Annotated in this window: 18 protein-coding genes; 14 read left to right on the plus strand and 4 right to left on the minus strand. The window is 69.2% G+C overall.

The window, feature by feature from the left end:
* Nucleotides 1–61 precede the first annotated feature (61 nt).
* Genes C4V41_RS42670 through C4V41_RS64675 form a run of 3 tightly spaced genes read left to right on the plus strand, consistent with a single transcriptional unit; the run spans nucleotide 62 to nucleotide 1,826 of the window.
* Entirely contained in the window at nucleotides 62–703 is a 642-nt protein-coding gene (locus tag C4V41_RS42670) for a phosphatidylserine decarboxylase (RefSeq protein WP_200824603.1), read from the plus strand.
* Complete coding sequence (pssA, locus tag C4V41_RS42675; RefSeq protein WP_103961744.1) at nucleotides 690–1,514, plus strand: CDP-diacylglycerol--serine O-phosphatidyltransferase; 825 nt, start codon at nucleotides 690–692, stop codon at nucleotides 1,512–1,514. The genes C4V41_RS42670 and pssA overlap by 14 nt, the downstream gene beginning before the upstream one ends.
* 36 nt (nucleotides 1,515–1,550) lie before the next feature.
* Entirely contained in the window at nucleotides 1,551–1,826 is a 276-nt protein-coding gene (locus C4V41_RS64675) for a hypothetical protein (RefSeq protein ID WP_103961745.1), read from the plus strand.
* 78 nt (nucleotides 1,827–1,904) lie between these two features.
* On the opposite strand, the gene C4V41_RS42685 is transcribed toward C4V41_RS64675, so the two are convergent.
* Both C4V41_RS42685 and C4V41_RS42690 read right to left on the minus strand, forming a co-directional pair.
* A complete protein-coding gene (locus C4V41_RS42685; protein WP_103961746.1) occupies nucleotides 1,905–2,561 on the minus strand; it encodes an MBL fold metallo-hydrolase in 657 nt (218 codons plus the stop codon).
* Nucleotides 2,558–3,355 (minus strand): maleylpyruvate isomerase family mycothiol-dependent enzyme, encoded by a 798-nt coding sequence (locus tag C4V41_RS42690; protein WP_103961747.1) that lies wholly within the window; start codon nucleotides 3,353–3,355, stop codon nucleotides 2,558–2,560. Before C4V41_RS42690 ends, C4V41_RS42685 begins: the two co-directional genes overlap by 4 nt.
* A gap of 216 nt (nucleotides 3,356–3,571) precedes the next feature.
* Between C4V41_RS42690 and uvrA the strand changes: the two genes are divergently transcribed.
* Entirely contained in the window at nucleotides 3,572–6,412 is a 2,841-nt protein-coding gene (gene uvrA, locus C4V41_RS42695; protein WP_103961748.1) for an excinuclease ABC subunit UvrA, read from the plus strand.
* 28 nt (nucleotides 6,413–6,440) lie between these two features.
* Here the strand turns inward: uvrA and C4V41_RS63395 are convergent, their stop codons facing one another.
* On the minus strand, nucleotides 6,441–6,896 hold the full coding sequence (locus C4V41_RS63395) for a DUF2306 domain-containing protein (RefSeq protein ID WP_268808798.1): 456 nt from the start codon (nucleotides 6,894–6,896) through the stop codon (nucleotides 6,441–6,443).
* A 374-nt stretch (nucleotides 6,897–7,270) separates the two neighbouring features.
* Here C4V41_RS63395 and C4V41_RS42705 point away from each other — a divergent pair, with 374 nt between their 5' ends.
* The 7 genes from C4V41_RS42705 to whiA all read left to right on the plus strand — a co-directional run bounded on the left by C4V41_RS42705 (nucleotide 7,271) and on the right by whiA (nucleotide 13,928).
* Complete coding sequence (locus C4V41_RS42705; protein WP_200824605.1) at nucleotides 7,271–7,675, plus strand: Rieske (2Fe-2S) protein; 405 nt, start codon at nucleotides 7,271–7,273, stop codon at nucleotides 7,673–7,675.
* A gap of 103 nt (nucleotides 7,676–7,778) precedes the next feature.
* Entirely contained in the window at nucleotides 7,779–8,243 is a 465-nt protein-coding gene (locus C4V41_RS42710) for a Rieske (2Fe-2S) protein (protein ID WP_103961749.1), read from the plus strand.
* Nucleotides 8,244–8,288: 45 nt separating this feature from the next.
* Nucleotides 8,289–8,753, plus strand: coding sequence for a Rieske (2Fe-2S) protein (locus C4V41_RS42715; protein WP_103961750.1), 465 nt, complete (start codon nucleotides 8,289–8,291; stop codon nucleotides 8,751–8,753).
* A 112-nt stretch (nucleotides 8,754–8,865) separates the two neighbouring features.
* On the plus strand, nucleotides 8,866–10,770 hold the full coding sequence (gene uvrC / locus C4V41_RS42720) for an excinuclease ABC subunit UvrC (protein ID WP_103961751.1): 1,905 nt from the start codon (nucleotides 8,866–8,868) through the stop codon (nucleotides 10,768–10,770).
* 118 nt (nucleotides 10,771–10,888) lie between these two features.
* Complete coding sequence (gene rapZ, locus C4V41_RS42725; protein WP_103961752.1) at nucleotides 10,889–11,755, plus strand: RNase adapter RapZ; 867 nt, start codon at nucleotides 10,889–10,891, stop codon at nucleotides 11,753–11,755.
* Between the two features lie 257 nt (nucleotides 11,756–12,012).
* On the plus strand, nucleotides 12,013–12,876 hold the full coding sequence (locus C4V41_RS42730) for a gluconeogenesis factor YvcK family protein (protein ID WP_235030738.1): 864 nt from the start codon (nucleotides 12,013–12,015) through the stop codon (nucleotides 12,874–12,876).
* A 71-nt stretch (nucleotides 12,877–12,947) separates the two neighbouring features.
* Entirely contained in the window at nucleotides 12,948–13,928 is a 981-nt protein-coding gene (gene whiA, locus C4V41_RS42735) for a DNA-binding protein WhiA (protein ID WP_103961754.1), read from the plus strand.
* Nucleotides 13,929–14,324: 396 nt separating this feature from the next.
* Here whiA and C4V41_RS42740 read toward each other — a convergent pair whose 3' ends face one another.
* Nucleotides 14,325–14,966 carry a hypothetical protein gene (locus C4V41_RS42740; protein WP_103961755.1) on the minus strand — a complete coding sequence of 214 codons (642 nt, stop codon included), beginning with the start codon at nucleotides 14,964–14,966 and terminating at the stop codon, nucleotides 14,325–14,327.
* A gap of 183 nt (nucleotides 14,967–15,149) precedes the next feature.
* Between C4V41_RS42740 and gap the strand changes: the two genes are divergently transcribed.
* From gap to tpiA, 3 genes are all read left to right on the plus strand, one after another.
* On the plus strand, nucleotides 15,150–16,154 hold the full coding sequence (gene gap, locus C4V41_RS42745) for a type I glyceraldehyde-3-phosphate dehydrogenase (RefSeq protein ID WP_103961756.1): 1,005 nt from the start codon (nucleotides 15,150–15,152) through the stop codon (nucleotides 16,152–16,154).
* A 460-nt stretch (nucleotides 16,155–16,614) separates the two neighbouring features.
* Entirely contained in the window at nucleotides 16,615–17,802 is a 1,188-nt protein-coding gene (locus C4V41_RS42750) for a phosphoglycerate kinase (protein ID WP_103961757.1), read from the plus strand.
* Entirely contained in the window at nucleotides 17,803–18,585 is a 783-nt protein-coding gene (gene tpiA / locus C4V41_RS42755) for a triose-phosphate isomerase (protein ID WP_103961758.1), read from the plus strand. It begins immediately after the preceding gene.
* Nucleotides 18,586–18,594: the final 9 nt, after the last annotated feature.

Below are 18,594 nucleotides of genomic sequence, written 5' to 3' on the forward strand. Positions count from 1 at the left end.
AGTTGCTGGTTCTGTAACATCACGGCAAAGCGCCCAGTCCTATCACCACCAAAGGTTGTACGTGTCAGACGATTCTGCCAAGCCGAGCCGGATCAGGCTCGCACGCGGGGTCTCCCCGTGGCTCCTCCCGACGGCGGCCGCGGCGGCCGCTACCGCGCTGCTGACGCGCCGAGACCGGCGATGGGCTCTGGCGGCGGCGCCGCTGAGCGCACTCACCGGCGGGATGCTCTGGTTCTTCCGCGACCCGGACCGCATTCCGGGGGAGGGACGCATCCTGTCACCCGCCGACGGCGTGGTGCAGAGCATCGACCCGTGGCCGGACGGCCGTACCAGGGTGGCGATCTTCATGAGCCCGCTGAACGTGCACGTCAACCGTGCCCCCCTTGCGGGAAATGTCTCCTCCGTGCAGCATGTGGCGGGTGGGTTCCTGCCGGCGTTCAACAAGGACAGCGACCAGAACGAGCGCGTGGTGTGGCATTTCGAGACCACGCTGGGCGACATCGAGATGGTGCAGATCGCGGGCGCGGTGGCGCGCAGGATCGTGCCGTACCTGAGCGCCGGTGCGAAGGTCGAGCAGGCTGAGCGGATCGGTCTGATCCGGTTCGGCTCGCGGGTCGACATCTACCTGCCCGAAGGCATATCTCCCGCGGTGTCTGTGGGGGAGAAGACGGTTGCGGGGGTGACCAGAATTGACCGCGGCTGACGCCGGTAGCTGGCAGGCGAACGAGGACGAGCAACGTGGTCCGGTCGGCAAGGCGTTCCGCCTGTCGGCCGCCGACTCCCTGTCGCTGGGCAACGCCGTCTGCGGCTTCCTGGCGGTGTGCGTGCTCGCCTACTCCGCCATTCAGCAGCTCCAGGTGGGCGGTGGCCGGTTCACACCGGCGCCCAGCTACTTCGCCACCGCCATCGTGCTGCTGCTCATCGGCGCGACGTGCGACCTGTTCGACGGCCTCGTCGCGCGGCGCTTCCGGGCCTCCGCGATGGGCGCCGAGCTCGACAACCTGGCCGACGTCATCAGCTTCGGGTTCGCGCCCGCGTTCATGGTCGTGATCTGGGGCGGGTTCACCGACCAGGTGCCGTTCACCGCCGTGCTGGCCGCGGCCACGGCGATCCTGGTCGCCGGGGTCGTGCGACTGGCCAGGTTCGCCTGCGTCAAGACCAAGAGCGGCGACTTCATGGGCCTGCCCATCCCGATGGGCGCCATGACCGTGATCTCCATCGTGCTGCTCTTCCAGCCGAACTTCTGGACCCTGCTCGGCGTGCTCGCCGTGGCCTGGCTGATGGTCAGCCGCATCGAGTACCCCAAGCCGAAGGGCCAGCTTCTCGCGGTCGTTCTCGGGTGGATCATGGTGAACGTGGCGTTCCTCGCCGTCTGGGTCGCCTGGCCGCAGGGCGGCGACCTGCCGATCAAGATCGGGGCGAGTATGCAGATCGCCCTGGTGGCGGCGATTCCGCTGCGGATGCTGTTCTACAAGCGCGAGCAGCGCAAGGGTGCGGAGCGCATTCACAACTAGCGGGATTTTTCGTCTTACTTCGGCTTTGATGGAACCATGGCCGCCACGCCGCGCGAGCATACGCGCACGTACTATCTCGGCAAGCTGGCCACGGAGCTGGAACAGCGCGGGCTGACGGCCACATTGCGGCCCTATCCGCCCGCGCTGCGCATCAGCGATCCCGACACGATCATGCTGGCCGAGACCGTCGACTGCGTGCCGCTCTCCGAGGGGTGGTTCTACCGATGGTCGTGGGGCGAGCTCGTCGGGCTGGCCGACGATCCCACCCTGGCGGCCGAGCGCATCGTGCACGTGCTGGCCGCCCGCGGGTGAGCCCTGCAACCAGCCCTGCAACCAGCCCTGCCACCAGCCCTGCCACCAGCCCTGCCACCGGCCCTGCCACCGGCCCTGCTACCAGCCCCTGGCCTTCCACTCGGGAAGGGCGGGGCGCTCCACCCCCAGCGTGGTGTCCTTGCCGTGGCCCGGGTAGACCCAGGTCTCGTCGGGCAGGCGGTTGAAGACGCGCTCCACCACATCGGTGTAGAGCTGGTTGAAACGCTCGGCGTCCTTCCAGGTGTTGCCGACCCCGCCGGGGAACAGGGAGTCGCCGGTGAACAGGTGGTGACCCGCCGTGCCGCCGTCGTACAGCAGGGCGATGGAGCCCGGGGTGTGCCCCCGCAGATGGATGACCTCCAGGGTGACCGCGCCGAACGTGATCGTGTCGCCGTGCTCGACCGTGCGGTCGACCGGTACGGGAAGGGCGGAGGCGTCGAGCGGATGGGCGACCACCTGCCCGCTCGTCACCTTGACCATCTGCTCCAGTGCCTGCCAGTGATCGCCGTGCTGGTGCGTCGTGACGATCGTGCCCACCGCCTGCTCGCCCATCAGGGCCAGCAGCCGGTCGGAGTCGGCGGCCGCGTCGATGAGCAGCCCTTCGCCGGTCTCGGTGCAACGCAGCAGGTAGGCGTTGTTGTCGTACGGGCCGACGGCGAGCTTGCAGATCGTCATCGCGGGCAGCTCGCGCACGTCGGCGGGGCCGCCGACCTGGACGTCACCTGAATAGGTCATGAATAGTCCTTTGGAGGCGTCATGGGTAGATCAGCGGGGGCCGGCATCGTCTGCCACGGCGGCGGATCTGGGAGATCCGCCGGCCCGGGGCGTGGCGGCAACGACTGCCCCACGGGCAACAGACTAACCCCCTTGCCGTCCGACCTGCCGGTGAGCCAGGCCAGCATGTCGGCCGGTGCGCCGGTGACTCCTGGACCGGTGCCCAGGTTGTGCCATTCGGCGATGGTTCGGGTGCCCTCCTTGATGATGACCTCGCTGATCGTGGAGCGGTCGTACGGCCAGCAGGCCAGGCAGTCGTGGAGTTCGCGGCGGACGAACGAGGCCGGCCAGTCCGCGGGAGTGTGGCCGGCGTCGAGGTCGACGTGGTGGAGGCCGACCTCGCGCAGGCGGCGTACCAGGATGTACCAGGCGGGGTGGGGCGGCGGGCGCATGGCCTCGACCGGGGCGGACCAGCGGTCCTCGGGGAGGTCGCGGATGGCGGTGGCCAGGCGGGCGGCCTCTTCTCCGAGCTCGGCCAGGAGCCTGGCGGCCGGGCGGGTGGCGTGGGCGGCGATCTCGGTGGCCCTGGCCTCGTACGAGGAGTATTGAGGGGTTTTGGTGCCGGTTCTCGCCCAGGTCAGGAGATTGAGGTGGGAGCGGGCGTTGCCGGCGAGGTGGGCGAGGACGTGTCCTCTGGTCCAGCCGGGCAGGAGGGAGGGGGCGGCGATGTCGGTGTCCGAGAGGGACGCGGCCGTGGCCAGCAGCCGGTCGGTCGCCGCGGCCAGTTCGGCCTGCAGCGCGGGTAGAACGGTCATGTCCTGATATTTCATCATCTAGGGTGTCTGGGCTGGACGGGGCATAAAACCGCAGGTCGGGAGGTTGAATGTTGAAGGGCTCCTGGCGAGGCGCGAGATGGCCGTAACCTGTGGGGGACGGATTTTCGATGGCCGGAGATCGGGCCGCCGAAATTGTCGGAGCCTCCGTCTACCATCCCCCGTGGACCTATCCGCCTTTCGACATCCGGGATCGCCGTGGCAGACCGCCTGATCGTGCGTGGTGCACGAGAACACAACCTCAAGGACGTCTCGCTCGACCTGCCGCGAGACTCGCTGATCGTCTTCACCGGCCTGTCCGGCTCTGGCAAGTCGAGCCTGGCCTTCGACACGATCTTCGCTGAGGGGCAGCGGCGCTACGTCGAGTCGTTGTCGGCGTACGCCCGCCAGTTCCTCGGCCAGATGGACAAGCCCGATGTCGACTTCATCGAGGGCCTGTCGCCCGCGGTGTCCATCGACCAGAAGGCCACCAACAAGAACCCGCGCTCGACCGTCGGCACGGTCACCGAGGTCTACGACTACCTGAGGCTGCTGTGGGCGCGCATCGGCAAGCCGCACTGCCCGGTGTGCGCGCGCCCGATCGCCAGGCAGACGCCGCAGCAGATCGTCGACCGGGTGATGGACCTGGAGGAGGGCACCCGGTTCCAGGTGCTCGCGCCGGTCGTCAGGGGGCGCAAGGGCGAATACGCGGAGCTGTTCCGCGAGCTGCAGACCAAGGGCTTCGCCAGGGCCAGGGTCGACGGCACCGTCGTACGGCTGGAGGAGCCGCCGACGCTGAAGAAGTACGAGAAGCACGACATCGAGGTCATCGTCGACCGCCTGTCGGTCAAGGAGTCGTCGCGGCGCAGGCTCACCGACTCCGTCGAGACGTCGCTGCAGCTGTCCGGCGGCACGATCACGCTCGAGTTCGTCGACCTGCCCGAGGGCGACCCCAACCGTGAGCGCTTCTACTCCGAGCACCTCTACTGCCCCTACGACGACCTGTCGTTCGAGGAGCTGGAGCCGCGTTCGTTCTCGTTCAACTCGCCGTTCGGCGCCTGCCCGGAGTGCACCGGTCTGGGCACCAAGATGGAGGTGGACCCCGACCTGGTGGTGCCCGACCCCGAGCGGACGCTCGGCGACGGCGCGATCCACCCCTGGTCCGGCGGCCACACCAGCGAATACTTCGCCAGGCTGATCGAGGCGCTCGGCCACACGGTCGGGTTCACGCTCGACACGCCGTGGGAGAAGCTGTCGAAGAAGGCCCAGAAGGCGCTGCTGTACGGGCACGACGAGCAGGTGCACGTCAGCTACAGCAACCGATTCGGCCGCAAGCGGGCCTATTACACCACCTTCACCGCCGTCATCCCGTGGGTGCAGCGCCGGCACGCCGAGGCCGAGAGCGACTCGGCGCGCGAGCGGTTCGAGGGCTACATGCGCGAGATCCCGTGCCCCGCCTGCAAGGGGGCCAGGCTCAAGCCGATCACCCTCGCGGTCACGGTGGCAGGGCAGTCCATCGCCGACGTCGCGGCCATGTCGATCGGCGAGTGCGCGAAGTTCCTGGCCGGGCTCAAGCTGTCCGACCGCGACATGCACATCGCCGAGCAGGTGGTCAAGGAGATCAACGCCCGCATGGGCTTCCTGCTCGACGTCGGCCTCGACTACCTGTCCATGGACCGCGCCGCCGCCACCCTCGCGGGCGGCGAGGCGCAGCGCATCAGGCTGGCCACGCAGATCGGCTCCGGCCTGGTCGGCGTCCTGTACGTCCTGGACGAGCCGTCCATCGGCCTGCACCAGCGCGACAACATGCGGCTGCTCGACACCCTGATCAGGCTGCGCGACATGGGCAACACGCTGATCGTGGTCGAGCACGACGAGGACACGATCGCGGCCGCCGACTGGGTGGTCGACATCGGGCCCGGCGCCGGTGAGCACGGCGGCCAGGTCGTCGTCTCCGGCACCGTGCAGGAGCTCCTCGCGAGTGAGACCTCGATGACCGGGGCATACCTGTCCGGGCGCAAGAGCATCGCGATCCCCGCCAAGCGCCGCAAGCGGGACAAGAAGCGGCAGATCACGGTCAAGGGGGCCCGCGAGCACAACCTCAAGGGCGTCGACATCGACTTCCCGCTGGGCATGTTCACGGCCGTCACGGGGGTGTCGGGGTCCGGGAAGTCGACGCTGGTCAACGACATTCTCTACAGCGCGCTGGCCAAGGAGCTCAACGGGGCGCGCACGGTGCCCGGGCGGCACTCCCGGATCAACGGCATGGACCAGGTGGACAAGGTCGTCCACGTGGACCAGTCGCCGATCGGGCGCACGCCGCGCTCCAACCCGGCGACGTACACCGGTGTGTTCGACCACGTGCGCAAGCTGTTCGCGGCCACGGCGGAGGCGAAGGTGCGCGGCTACCAGCCGGGGCGCTTCAGCTTCAACGTCAAGGGCGGGCGCTGCGAGGCGTGCGCGGGCGACGGCACCATCAAGATCGAGATGAACTTCCTGCCGGACGTCTACGTGCCTTGCGAGGTCTGCCACGGCGCCCGTTACAACCGGGAGACGCTGGAGGTCCACTACAAGGGCAAGACGATCTCCGAGGTGCTCGACATGCCGATCGAGGAGGCCCTGGGCTTCTTCGACGCGATTCCGGCGATCAAGCGGCACCTGCAGACGCTCAACGACGTGGGCCTGGGTTACGTACGGCTCGGGCAGCCGGCGACCACGCTGTCCGGTGGTGAGGCGCAGCGGGTCAAGCTCGCCTCCGAGCTGCAGCGGCGGCAGACCGGGCGGACCATCTACGTCCTCGACGAGCCGACCACCGGTCTGCACTTCGAGGACATCCGGCGGCTGCTCGGAGTGCTGGGGCGGCTGGTCGACGGCGGCAACACGGTGATCGTCATCGAGCACAACCTCGACGTCATCAAGACCGCCGACTGGCTGATCGACATGGGGCCCGAGGGCGGGTCGCGTGGTGGCACCCTGGTCGCCAGCGGCACTCCGGAGGAGGTCGCGCTGGTGGAGGAGAGCCACACCGGGCGGTTCCTGCGGAAGATCCTCTCCGTCTGATCTGATACCTGGCGGTCCGTTCCCCGGCTCATCGGGGATCGGACCGCCGGTCCTCCCTGGAAGGTGATTCAGGAGCGGCGTCGCCGCGTTCGAGCCACCACTCCGCGAACGGCAGCGGCAGGATCCAGCCGAGCCAGGCACCCAGGCCCGCCACCGTGGCGGCCGGCAGGGTCTCGTCGCCGTGGAACGTCGTTTCAAGCTGCGGCGACAGCAGAATGGCGAACAGCACGCCGTACACGCGGTTGGTGATGATGGACATCGTCAGGGCGAAGTTGCGCACCATCCACCGGCGGTGATCGACGAACCGGCGCCGCCCGGCCATCCGCCGGCCGGCCGGCGTACAGCTCAGCCAGAGCAGCGCGTCACCGGCCATCGTGACCGGGCCGTACGGGGTCGCCAGACCGGCCACCAGGCCCAGCAGGCCGCTCGGGAGGCGGCCGCCGAAGACGTACACACGGCCGATCAGGCGGTGGGCGCCTGGAATGGTGCCGGCGGAACCACGGCCAGATCCGCAGGCAGCACGTGATCATCGCGATCGAGCCGAAGATCACGTGCAGAGAGCATCACGAAGTGCGGTGGGAAGAAGCCGGGGGGCGGGCACACGGGACTGGGCCGGGTCCAGCGACAGGCAGGGCGGTAGCGAGAACGCCAGGAACGCCGCCACCAGCGAAGCCGGGGGACAGGTGGGGCGGGCGGGCTGGTCGTCGTCTATGTCATGAGAGGAGCCTGGGCTCCGCCGCTGACCGTACGCCTACCACCCGCTGACCGGACCGTGGGGTAACGCCAATACAGTTAATGCCTGGCCAAGGGGTGTGCGAGGCCGGCCGGAAAACAATGATGACGGATCGGGGCGGAGCCATGTCCGAAAACGGGTTGGGACGGCGCGAGGTGCTGGGAGCGGCCGGGGTGGCGGCCTGCGGGCTGGCGCTGACCGCCTGCGGCACCGGCGGGGCCGAGAGCAGGCCGAGTCTGAAGGGCAAGGTCCTCGCCAAGACGGCCGACGTGCCCGTAGGCGGTGGCGCGCTGATCGAGGACCTGAAGGTCGTGGTGACGCAGCCGAGCGAGGGCGTCTACATGGCCTTCAGCGCGCGGTGCACGCACAAGGGCTGCGCGGTCAGCACGCCCAAGGACAACGTCATCCGCTGTGCCTGCCACGGCAGCGAGTTCGCCACGGACAGCGGTAAGGCCACCAAGGGGCCCGCCACCGCGCCGCTGGCCTCGTTCAAGGTCAGGGTCGAGGGCGACGGCATCGTGGTGGCATGAACAGGTAAATCTGCGTAGTTACCCGGATTGGGCTCGGGCACGCTGAACCGGCGCGAGGGCGCTGGCCGTACCTGAAGTGAGAAACAATCTGGGAGGACACACCATGACGGAAACGACGCGCCGGACAGTGGTGTTCGGTGCCGGTGGCGCCGGACTCGCTGCGGTTCTGACGGCGTGCGCGAGCTATGGTTCGCCGACGACGGAGGCGAGCGCGGAGCCGGAGGCGCCGGCTGAGGAGGAGGCGTCGTCTGAGCCCACCAAGAAGAAGAAGGAATCGCAGGCCAAGGCGCTGGCCGACACCAGCGACATTCCCGAGGGGGGCGGGAAGGTCTTCGAGAGCCAGAAGATCGTGGTGACGCAGCCGACGGCCGGGGAGTTCAAGGCGTTCACGGCGGTCTGCACCCACGCGGGGTGCACGGTCGCCACCGTCGCCAACAAGACGATCAACTGCCCGTGCCACGGGAGCAAGTTCAGCATCGAGGACGGTTCGGTGAAGGACGGCCCCGCGGGCGGCCCGCTGGAGGAGAAGCAGATCACCGTGGACGGCGACAAGATCCGGCTGGCCTAGCCGTCGTCTCATGATTTTCTCACCTGCGTGCGCTTGGGTGTGCGCATGGGAGAAGACCTTCAGCAGAGCCGCAGGGCGGTGTTCGCAAGCGTCGGAGCGGGTGGCCTGGCGCTGGCGATCACCGCGTGCGGCGCAAGCGACACAGGAACGACCGGCACCACGACCGCGACCGAGTCGAGCGCGCCCGCCGCGGGCGCGTCCGAGTCCAGCGCGCCCCAGGCCGGTGGCGCACTGGGCAAGACCGCCGACATCCCCGTCGGCGGCGGCACGATCTTCAAGGATCAGAAGATCGTGGTGACGCAGCCGACCGAAGGCGAGTTCAAGGCGTTCAGCGCGGTCTGTACGCACAAGGGCTGCGCGGTCGGCAGCGTCGAGGGCGGCGCGATCGTGTGCCCGTGTCACAACAGCAAGTTCGGTATCGCCGACGGCGCGGTCACGGCCGGCCCGGCGGAGAAGCCGCTGCCCGCGCAGGAGATCAAGGTCGAGGGCGACCAGATCATGCTCGCGTAGCGGACGACTCTTCAGCGTTGCCCGCCGTTTCTTTTGGCGAAAAGATACGGCGGGCAACCTTGTCGGTGGGGGCTACTAGGCTCTAGGCGTGGCGAGATCAGCGGGCAGCACCTTGAGTTTCCGGCCCAAGCCGGGTTCGATCCCCGATTCCCCGGGGGTCTACCGGTTCAGGGACGCGCATGACCGGGTGATCTACGTCGGCAAGGCCAAGAGCCTGCGGCAGCGGCTCAATTCGTACTTCGCCGATTTCTCCGCGCTCCACCCGCGCACGCAGACGATGCTGACCACGGCGGCCGGCGTCGACTGGACGGTCGTGAGCACCGAGGTCGAGGCGCTGCAACTCGAATACTCCTGGATCAAGGAGTTCGACCCGCGCTTCAACGTGAAATACCGCGACGACAAGTCCTACCCCTACCTCGCGGTCACCATGGGCGAGGAGTTCCCGCGCGTGCAGGTCATGCGCGGTGCCAAGCGCAAGGGCACCCGCTATTTCGGGCCCTATTCCCACGCGTGGGCCATTCGCGAGACCGTTGACCTGCTGCTGCGGGTCTTCCCGGTGCGCACCTGCAGCGCGGGGGTGTTCAAGCGGGCCGGGCAGATCGGCCGGCCGTGCCTGCTCGGCTACATCGACAAGTGCTCGGCGCCCTGCGTGAGCCGGGTGACCCCCGACGAGCACCGCGACCTGGCCGAAGACTTCTGCGACTTCATGGCGGGCAACACCGGCCGGTTCATCAAACGGCTGGAGAAGGAGATGCGCGACGCGGCCGTCGAGCAGGAATACGAGCGGGCGGCCCGGCTGCGCGACGACATCCAGGCGCTGCAGCGGGCGCTGGAGAAGCAGGCGGTCGTGCTCGGCGAGGGCACCGACGCCGACGTGATCGCGCTGGCCGAAGATCCGCTCGAAGCCGCCGTCCAGGTCTTCTACGTGCGCGGCGGCCGCATCCGCGGCCAGCGCGGCTGGGTGGTGGACAAGGTCGAGGAGACCTCGCCCGGCGAGCTGGTCGAGCAGTTCCTGCTGCAGATGTACGCCGAGGCGAGCCCCGACTCGATGCCCCGCGAGGTGCTCGTGCCCGCGCTGCCGCCCGACAACGAGGCGGTCGCCGAGCTGCTGACCGAGCAGCGCCGCGCCCGCGTCGAGGTGCGCGTGCCGCAGCGCGGCGACAAGAAGTCGCTGATGGAGACCGTCGAGCGCAACGCCAAGGAGTCGCTGGCGCAGCACAAGATCCGCCGCGCCAGCGACCTGACCACCCGCAGCAAGGCCCTGCAGGAGATCGCCGAAGCGCTCGACCTCGACCAGGCGCCGCTGCGCGTCGAGTGCTACGACGTCTCCCACCTGCAGGGCGAGAACGTCGTGGCGTCGATGGTGGTGTTCGAGGACGGCCTGGCACGCAAGGGCGAATACCGCCGCTTCGCGGTCAAGAGCAAAGAGGGCGACGTCGCCTCGATCCACGAGGTGATCACCCGGCGGTTCCGCCGCTACCTGGAGGAGCGCTCCGCGACGGGCGAGCTGGCGGCCGACGACGAGGACGGTCACGGCCCCATCGACCCGGAGACGGGCAAACCGCGCAAGTTCGCCTACCCGCCCAACCTGGTCGTGGTCGACGGCGCGGGGCCCCAGGCGGCCGCCGCCCAGCGGGCGCTCGACGAGCTCGGCATCGACGACGTCTCCGTGTGCGGCCTGGCCAAACGGCTGGAGGAGGTGTGGCTGCCCGGCGATGACCAGCCGGTTATCATGCCTCGTTCAAGTGAGGGTCTCTACCTCCTGCAACGCGTACGAGACGAAGCACACAGGTTCGCCATCACCTACCATCGTTCCAAGAGGTCAAAGACGGTGAAGGAGAGCGCGCTCGACAGCGTGCCCGGCCTGGGGCCGGCGCGCAGGCAGGCGCTGCTCAGACACTTCGGCTCCGTGAAGAAACTACGCGAGGCCACTGCCGCCGAAATCTGCGAGGTTCCCGGCATCGGCCCGTCCATCGCCGAGGTCATCGTGTCGACGCTGAAGGGAGAGTCACCTTGATCTCGTCAGGATGCCAAGGTGTTCATGCCGAAGGGGCGAGCGCCCCACCGGATCGCCGGCGCGGCGCGCCGGCACGCGAGCAGGTCCGTGATACCGGGCCGGCGGACGGAGCGAGACGATGAGCACCGAACCGGCGTTCGTCATCGTCACCGGCATGTCGGGGGCGGGCCGCAGCACCGCGGCCAAGGCCCTCGAGGACCTGAGCTGGTTCGTGATCGACAACCTGCCGCCAGGGCTGCTGTTCGCCATGGCCGAGGAGGCGGGCAAGGTCAAGCTGGCCACCGACAAGGTGGCGGCCGTCGTCGACGTGCGCAGCCTGGCCTTCACCACCGACCTCAACGCGGCCATCGAGGAGCTCGAAGGGCGCGGCGTACGCGTGCGGGTGGTCTTCCTCGAGGCCAGCGACGAGGAGCTGGTGCGCAGGTTCGAGAACGTGCGCCGCCCGCACCCGCTGCAGGGCGAGGGGCGGCTGGTCGACGGGATCGCCCGCGAGCGGGGGATCCTGCGCGAGGTGCGCGCCAACGCCGACCTGGTCATCGACACCTCCGCGCACAACGTGCACGACCTGCGCAACAAGATCGTCGCCTACTTCGGCGGGGAGGACCGGCCGGGGCTGCGGCTCAACGTGGTGTCGTTCGGGTTCAAGTACGGGCTGCCGGTCGACGCCGATCTCGTGGTCGACTGCCGGTTCCTGCCCAACCCGCACTGGGTGCCCGAGCTGCGGCCGATGAACGGGCTCGACCCGTCCGTGGCCGACTACGTGCTCGGGCAGCCGGGGGCCAAGGAGTTCCTCGACGCGTACGAGGAGGTCCTGCAGGTGGTCGCCGCCGGATACGCGCGCGAGGGCAAGAGCTATGCGACGCTGGCGGTGGGCTGCACGGGCGGCAAGCACCGGAGCGTGGCCATGGCCGAGCAGGTCGGCGCCCGCCTGCGCGACCGCGGGATGGAGGTCCAGGTGAGCCATCGGGATGTGGGGCGGGAGTGACCGATGAGCGTGCCGACGCTGCTTTGCCGGATCCGGTAGAGGGTGGTTCGAAGGCTGTTCCGGATCTGGTGGGGGGCGAGGTTCGTTCGCTTGAGACCACCGATGGTTCGCGCGTGCTCGATGCCGCGGCTTCTTCCGATGATGGTTCGCGCGTGCTCGAAGCGGCCGGGTCCGAGGGACGGGAGGCCGGGTTCGGGCCTGGGGTCGTGGCGTTGGGGGGTGGGCATGGGCTTTATGCGTCTCTGTCCGCCTTACGGATGGTCACCGATCGCCTGACCGCCGTGGTGACCGTCGCCGACGACGGCGGGTCCAGCGGGCGGCTGCGCCGGGAGCTCGGCGTGCTGCCGCCCGGCGACCTGCGGATGGCGCTGGCCGCGCTGTGCGGTGACGACGAGTGGGGCAGCACCTGGAGCGAGGTCGTCCAGCATCGCTTCAGGAGCGAGGGCGACCTGCACGGGCACGCCGTCGGCAACCTGCTGATCGTGGCGCTGTGGGAGCTGCTCGGCGACTCTGTGGAGGGGCTCGACTGGGTCGGGCGGCTGCTGGGCGCGCACGGACGGGTGCTGCCGATGGCGTCGGTGCCGCTCGACATCGTGGCCGAGGTGGAGCTCGACGGCGTCATCTCGACCGTACGCGGCCAGGTGGCGTGCGCTCTCACACCCGGCCGGGTGCAGGCGATCTCTCTCGTGCCCGAGGATCCGCCCGCCAGGCCCGAGGCGGTAGCGGCCGTGCTGGAGGCCGACTGGGTGGTGTTCGGGCCCGGGTCGTGGTTCACCAGCGTGCTGCCGCATCTCAAGGTGCCCGAGCTGGCCAGGGCGCTGCACGCCACCCGGGCCAGGCGGCTGGTGACGCTCAACCTGGCGCCGCAGCCGGGCGAGACCGACGACTTCTCCCCTCAGCAGCATCTGGAGGTGCTCAGGCAGCACGCCCCGGACCTGTCGATCGACATCGTGCTCGCCGACACCGGCATCGTGGACGATCCGGACGCGCTAGAGAAGGCCGCCGCGGCCCTCGGCGCCCGGCTCGTGATGGCCGACGTGGCGGGCCGCGACGGCTCGCCGAAGCATGACCCACGACGTCTTGCCTCCGTCCTGGACGAGATTTTCCTCTCGAAGCGTTGATCCTGGTCGGCGTGGCGCGAAGGTGCGAGAGACTCAAGGGATCCGGTCTGAATGGGGGAGAGGACTAGCGCATGGCGATGACAGGTGTGGTGAAAGACGAACTGAGCCGCCTGCCGGTGCTGAAGCCGTGCTGCCGCAAGGCGGAGGTTTCGACGCTGCTGCGGTTCGCCAGCGGCCTGCACCTGGTGGGCGGGCGGATCGTGATCGAGGCCGAACTCGACACCAACGCCACCGCACGGCGACTGATCAAGGACATCGGTGAGGTCTTCGGTCACAAGGCCGAGGTGCTCGTGCTGGCGCCGGCGGGGCTGCGTAAGGGGTCACGGTACGTGGTGCGCGTCTACCGCGACGGTGAGGCACTGGCCCGGCAGACGGGCCTGATCGACAACCACGGGCGTCCGGTGCGGGGGCTGCCCCGCCAGGTGGTGGCGGGGGCCGCCTGCGACGCCGAGGCCGCGTGGCGGGGGGCGTTCTTGGCGCACGGCTCGCTCACCGAGCCGGGGCGGTCGATGTCGCTCGAGGTGACGTGCCCGGGGCCGGAGGCGGCGCTGGCCCTGGTGGGGTCGGCGCGGCGGCTGAAGATCCACGCCAAGGCGCGCGAGGTGCGCGGCGTGGACCGGGTCGTGGTGCGAGATGGCGACGCGATCAGTGCGCTGCTCACCCGGCTGGGCGCGCATGACAGCGTGCTGGCCTGGGAGGAGCGGCGGATGCGCCGCGAGGTGCGGGCCACGGCCAACCGGCTGGCCAACTTCGACGACGCCAACCTGCGGCGGTCGGCGCGGGCGGCGGTGGCGGCGGGGGCGCGGGTGCAGCGGGCGCTGGAGATTCTGGGGGAGGAGGCGCCCGAGCATCTGGTGGTGGCGGGGCGGCTGCGGGTGGAGCACAAGCAGGCGTCTCTGGAGGAGCTGGGGCAGATCGCCGATCCGCCGCTGACCAAGGACGCGATCGCGGGGCGTATCCGGCGGTTGCTGGCCATGGCCGACAAACGCGCCTCCGACATGGGCATCCCCAACACCGAGGCCAACCTCACCGTGGACATGCTTGCACCTTAGCCACGGTGGGACGGTTGCCGCCGGCGTGGGGGTTTGCGGCCATTTGTTGCGGCGGTTCTGGTCGGTGCGCACGTGCCCACGTGGGGTTTACGACCATCTTTTACGGCGGGCCAGGTGGACGCGTACGCGCCGACGTGGGGTTTGCGGCCATCTTTTACGGCGGGCCAGATGGTCGCGTACGCGCCGATGTGGGGTTACAGCCATCCTTTACGGCGGGCCAGGTAGACACGCACGCGCCGACATGGGCGGGCGTCCGTCATGGCCGGTCGTGAAGGCTCACGGGGTGCTCGCCGTGACGGAGCGTCTTCTTGACCGGGTTCCGTGGCACCTTGGCCGGAGAGCGCCGCTTGGGACACCGTGGTGGGTGGGGGATGGATGCTCACCACGGTGCCGTGATCAGTCGCGGGCCGGGTTGCGGGGGGCGAAGAGGTCGGTCGTGGGCTTGGGGGAGGGTTGCTGGGCGGGCTCGAAGGGGGCCCGATACTCCGGTTCCTGCGACTCCTCCTCCTCGGCCGCCGCCTCCGTGCGCTGGGCGCGGCGTACCCGGGTGACGCGCAGGGCGACCAGCACGAGAGCGGCCAGGGCCGCCACGGCGATGTACAGCCAGGCCGCCCACGTCTCCGACAATGGGGCGCTGTAGAGGGACAGGGCGTCGGGGAGGCCCCCGTTGAAGTTGGCCAGGGTGACGTCGCCGAGGTCGGCCGGGGCGCGCTCGTCGGCCGGGGCGCGCAGGGCGGCGCCGATCATGACGGCGGAGCCCGCCATCTGGCCCGCTACCACGGCGCCGCCCGCGTACAGCGCCGCGAAGGGGAGCAGGACGAGGCTGCGCGGGCGTACGGCGCCGATCGCGAGGGCGACCAGCACGGCGATGAGGAGCGACAGCGCGAGCGAGACCGGCAGACCACCCCCGAACGCCATCACGGCGCCGGGCAGGCTCTGCTGGAACAACACGGCCGTCCCCAGGCCCGCCGCGCAGACGAGCCCGGCGAGCAGGCCTGCGAGGAGTCCGGGAAGCAGACCGGACCGCTTATGTGACATCTCAGCCCCCAGAGAATGCACGAATTTACTTCGACGAGTCGGGCACTTTACTCGAACCTGGCAAAACGTGTCGCCGGAACGGTGATTCACAGGGTGGGACCTGCAGTGGTCTAAACCAATTTAGGTCCGATAGGGTTCGTGTTTGAGGTTCAGCCCGCCATCTGTTCGAGGAGATCGGTTCCCGTGAGCATCCGCGTAGGCGTCAACGGCTTCGGCCGTATCGGTCGCAACTTCTGGCGCGCTGTCGCCGCCAGCGGCAAGGACATCGAGATCGTCGCGGTCAACGACCTGACCGACAACGCGACGCTCGCCCACCTGCTGAAGTACGACAGCATTCTGGGCCGTCTGCCCTACGAGGTGAAGGCCACGAGCGACGAGATCACCGTCGACGGCAAGGCGATCAAGGTCTTCGAGGAGCGCGACCCGGCCAAGCTGCCCTGGGGCGACCTCGGTGTGGACGTCGTGCTGGAGTCCACCGGTCTGTTCACCGACGCCACCAAGGCCAAGGTGCACGCCGACAACGGCGCGAAGAAGGTCATCATCTCCGCCCCGGCGAAGAACGAAGACGTCACCGTCGTCATGGGCGTCAACGACGGCACCTACGACCCGGCCAAGCACACGATCATCTCCAACGCCTCCTGCACCACCAACTGCCTGGCGCCGATGGCCAAGGTCCTGCACGACTCCTTCACCATCCAGAAGGGTCTGATGACCACCATCCACGCCTACACGCAGGACCAGAACCTGCAGGACGGCCCGCACAAGGACCTGCGCCGCGCCCGCGCCGCCGCCCTCAACGTGGTGCCCACCTCCACCGGCGCCGCCAAGGCCATCGGCCTGGTGCTGCCCGAGCTCAAGGGCAAGCTCGACGGGTTCGCCATGCGCGTGCCGATCCCCACCGGCTCGGCCACCGACCTCACCGTTGACGTCGGCCGTGACGTCACCGTCGAAGAGGTCAACGCCGCGGTCAAGGCCGCCGCCGAGGGGCCGCTCAAGGGCATCATCAGCTACACCGAGGACGAGATCGTCTCCTCCGACATCGTCACCGACCCGGCCTCCTGCATCTTCGACGCCGGTCTGACCAAGGTCATCGGCAACCAGGTCAAGGTCGTCGGCTGGTACGACAACGAGTGGGGCTACTCCAACCGCCTCGCCGACCTGATCGAGCTGGTGGGCCGCGACCTCTGATCCGCCCGCGAGGGAGCGCGCCGTCGTCCGGGGAAGCGGCCATCCGATCTGCTGAGCGGGTGGCTCTTCGAGCGGGCCGGGCGGGCCGTTCCTCCGAGTGGATCGGCCGGGCCGTGAAGCGGGTTGACACGTTTGGGAGGGTCGGTCCGCGAGGCGGGCCGGCCCCTTTGAGTGGGACCGCCGGTCTGTGAGGCGGTCCCTCCCTCAGGGCGGGTCGCCTTAGAGCCGGTCGGTCTTGGACAGGTCGGGTTCGAGCCGGTCGGTGTACTGCCGGTCGGGTTCGGGGCGGCCGGTCGTAAGCCGTCCCCGCCCCAACCCCGTACCCGCCTCAAGCCCGTACCCGCTTCAAGCAGTGAGGCCGGGCGCACGGGGTAGGGCGATCGGGCCGCCTCCGCCGGGTGAGGCCAGGAACACGTGTCGGGGCGCGCGCCGCGCGCCCCACGGGAACAGGAGCATGAGCATGCGCACGCTCGACGATCTCGACGTGAAGGGCCGGCGCGTGCTCGTGCGCGCCGACCTCAACGTCCCCCTCGACGGGGAGACGATCACCGACGACGGCCGTATCCGGGCGTCGGTGCCGACGATCAAGACCCTGCTGGAGCGGGGTGCCCAGGTCGTCGTCTGCGCCCATCTGGGCAGGCCCAAGGGCCAGGTCAACCCGAAATACTCGCTCAGGCCGGTGGCCGCGCGCCTCGGTGAGCTGCTCGGCCAGGACGTGGCGTTCGCCACCGACGTGGTCGGCGAGAGCGCGCGGAGCACCGTCGAGGCGCTCCAGGACGGCCAGGTGGCCCTGCTGGAGAACCTGCGCTACGAGCCGGGCGAGGAGTCCAAGGACGACGCCGAGCGCGGCGCGTTCGCGGAGAAGCTGGCCGGGTTGGCCGAGCTCTACGTGGGCGACGGGTTCGGGGCGGTGCACCGCAAGCACGCCAGCGTCTACGACGTGCCCAAGGTGCTGCCGCACGCGGCGGGCGGGCTGGTCGTGGCCGAGGTCGAGGTGCTGAAGAGGCTGACCGAGAAGACCGAGCGGCCCTACGTGGTGGTGCTGGGCGGCGCCAAGGTCTCCGACAAGCTCGGCGTCATCGCCAACCTGCTGACCAAGGTCGACCGGCTGCTGATCGGCGGCGGCATGGCGTACACGTTCCTCAAGGCCCAGGGCCACGAGGTCGGCAAGTCGCTGCTCCAGGAGGACCAGCTCGACAAGGTGCGCGGCTTCCTGAACCAGGCCGCCGAGCGCGGCGTCGACCTCGTCCTGCCGGTCGACGTGCTGGCGGCGGTCACCTTCGCCGCCGACGCCGAGCACGACGTGGTGGCCACCGACGCGATCCCGGCCGACCGGGAGGGGCTCGACATCGGGCCCAAGACCCGCGAGCTGTTCGCCTCCAAGCTGGCCGACGCCAAGACCGTCTTCTGGAACGGGCCGATGGGCGTGTTCGAGTTCGACGCGTTCTCCGGCGGCACCAGGGCGGTGGCCGAGGCGCTCATCGGCTCCGACGCCTTCACCGTGGTGGGCGGCGGCGACTCGGCCGCGGCCGTGCGCAAGCTGGAGCTCCCTGAGGACGGTTTCTCCCACATCTCGACCGGTGGCGGGGCCAGCCTCGAATATCTTGAGGGTAAGACCCTTCCCGGACTCGCCGCGCTGGAGGACTGAGTGACGCAGCGGAAGCCGCTCATCGCCGGTAACTGGAAGATGAACCTCAACCATTTCGAGGCCATCGCACTCGTCCAGAAGCTGGCGTTCGCGCTCAACGACAAAGACTTCGACAAGGCCGAGGTCGCCGTGCTGCCCCCGTTCACGGATCTGCGCAGTGTGCAGACGCTGGTCGACGGCGACAAGCTCAGGATCGTGTACGGCGCCCAGGACCTGTCCCAGCACGACGCCGGCGCCTACACCGGTGAGATCTCCGGCGCGATGCTGAGCAAGATCGGCTGCACCTTCGTGACGATCGGCCACTCGGAGCGCCGGCAGTATCACCACGAGGACGACGACCTGGTCAACGCCAAGGTGCACGCCGCCTACCGGCACTCGCTGACCCCCATCCTGTGCGTGGGAGAGGGCCTGGCGGTGCGTCAGGAGGGCGGCCACATCGCGCATATTCTCGGCCAACTCGACGGCGCGCTGCGCAAAATCACCGCCGAGCAGGCAAAATCGATAGTGGTGGCCTACGAGCCGGTGTGGGCGATCGGCACCGGCGAGGTGGCCTCCCCCGAGGACGCCCAGGAGGCGTGCGAAGCGTTGCGAGTGAGACTCGCTGAGCTCTACGACTCCGAAGTGGCCTCTGGGGTCCGTATCCTTTACGGAGGCTCGGTCAAGTCAGGCAATATCGCGGGGATCATGGCTCAGCCGGATGTCGATGGCGCGCTCGTGGGTGGTGCCAGCATCGACGCCGGGGAGTTCACGAAGATCTGTCGTTTCTCCGATATGCCCGGCTAACTGAGTCGT

This window comes from Nonomuraea solani, from assembly GCF_900108335.1.
GTDB lineage: Bacteria > Actinomycetota > Actinomycetes > Streptosporangiales > Streptosporangiaceae > Nonomuraea > Nonomuraea solani.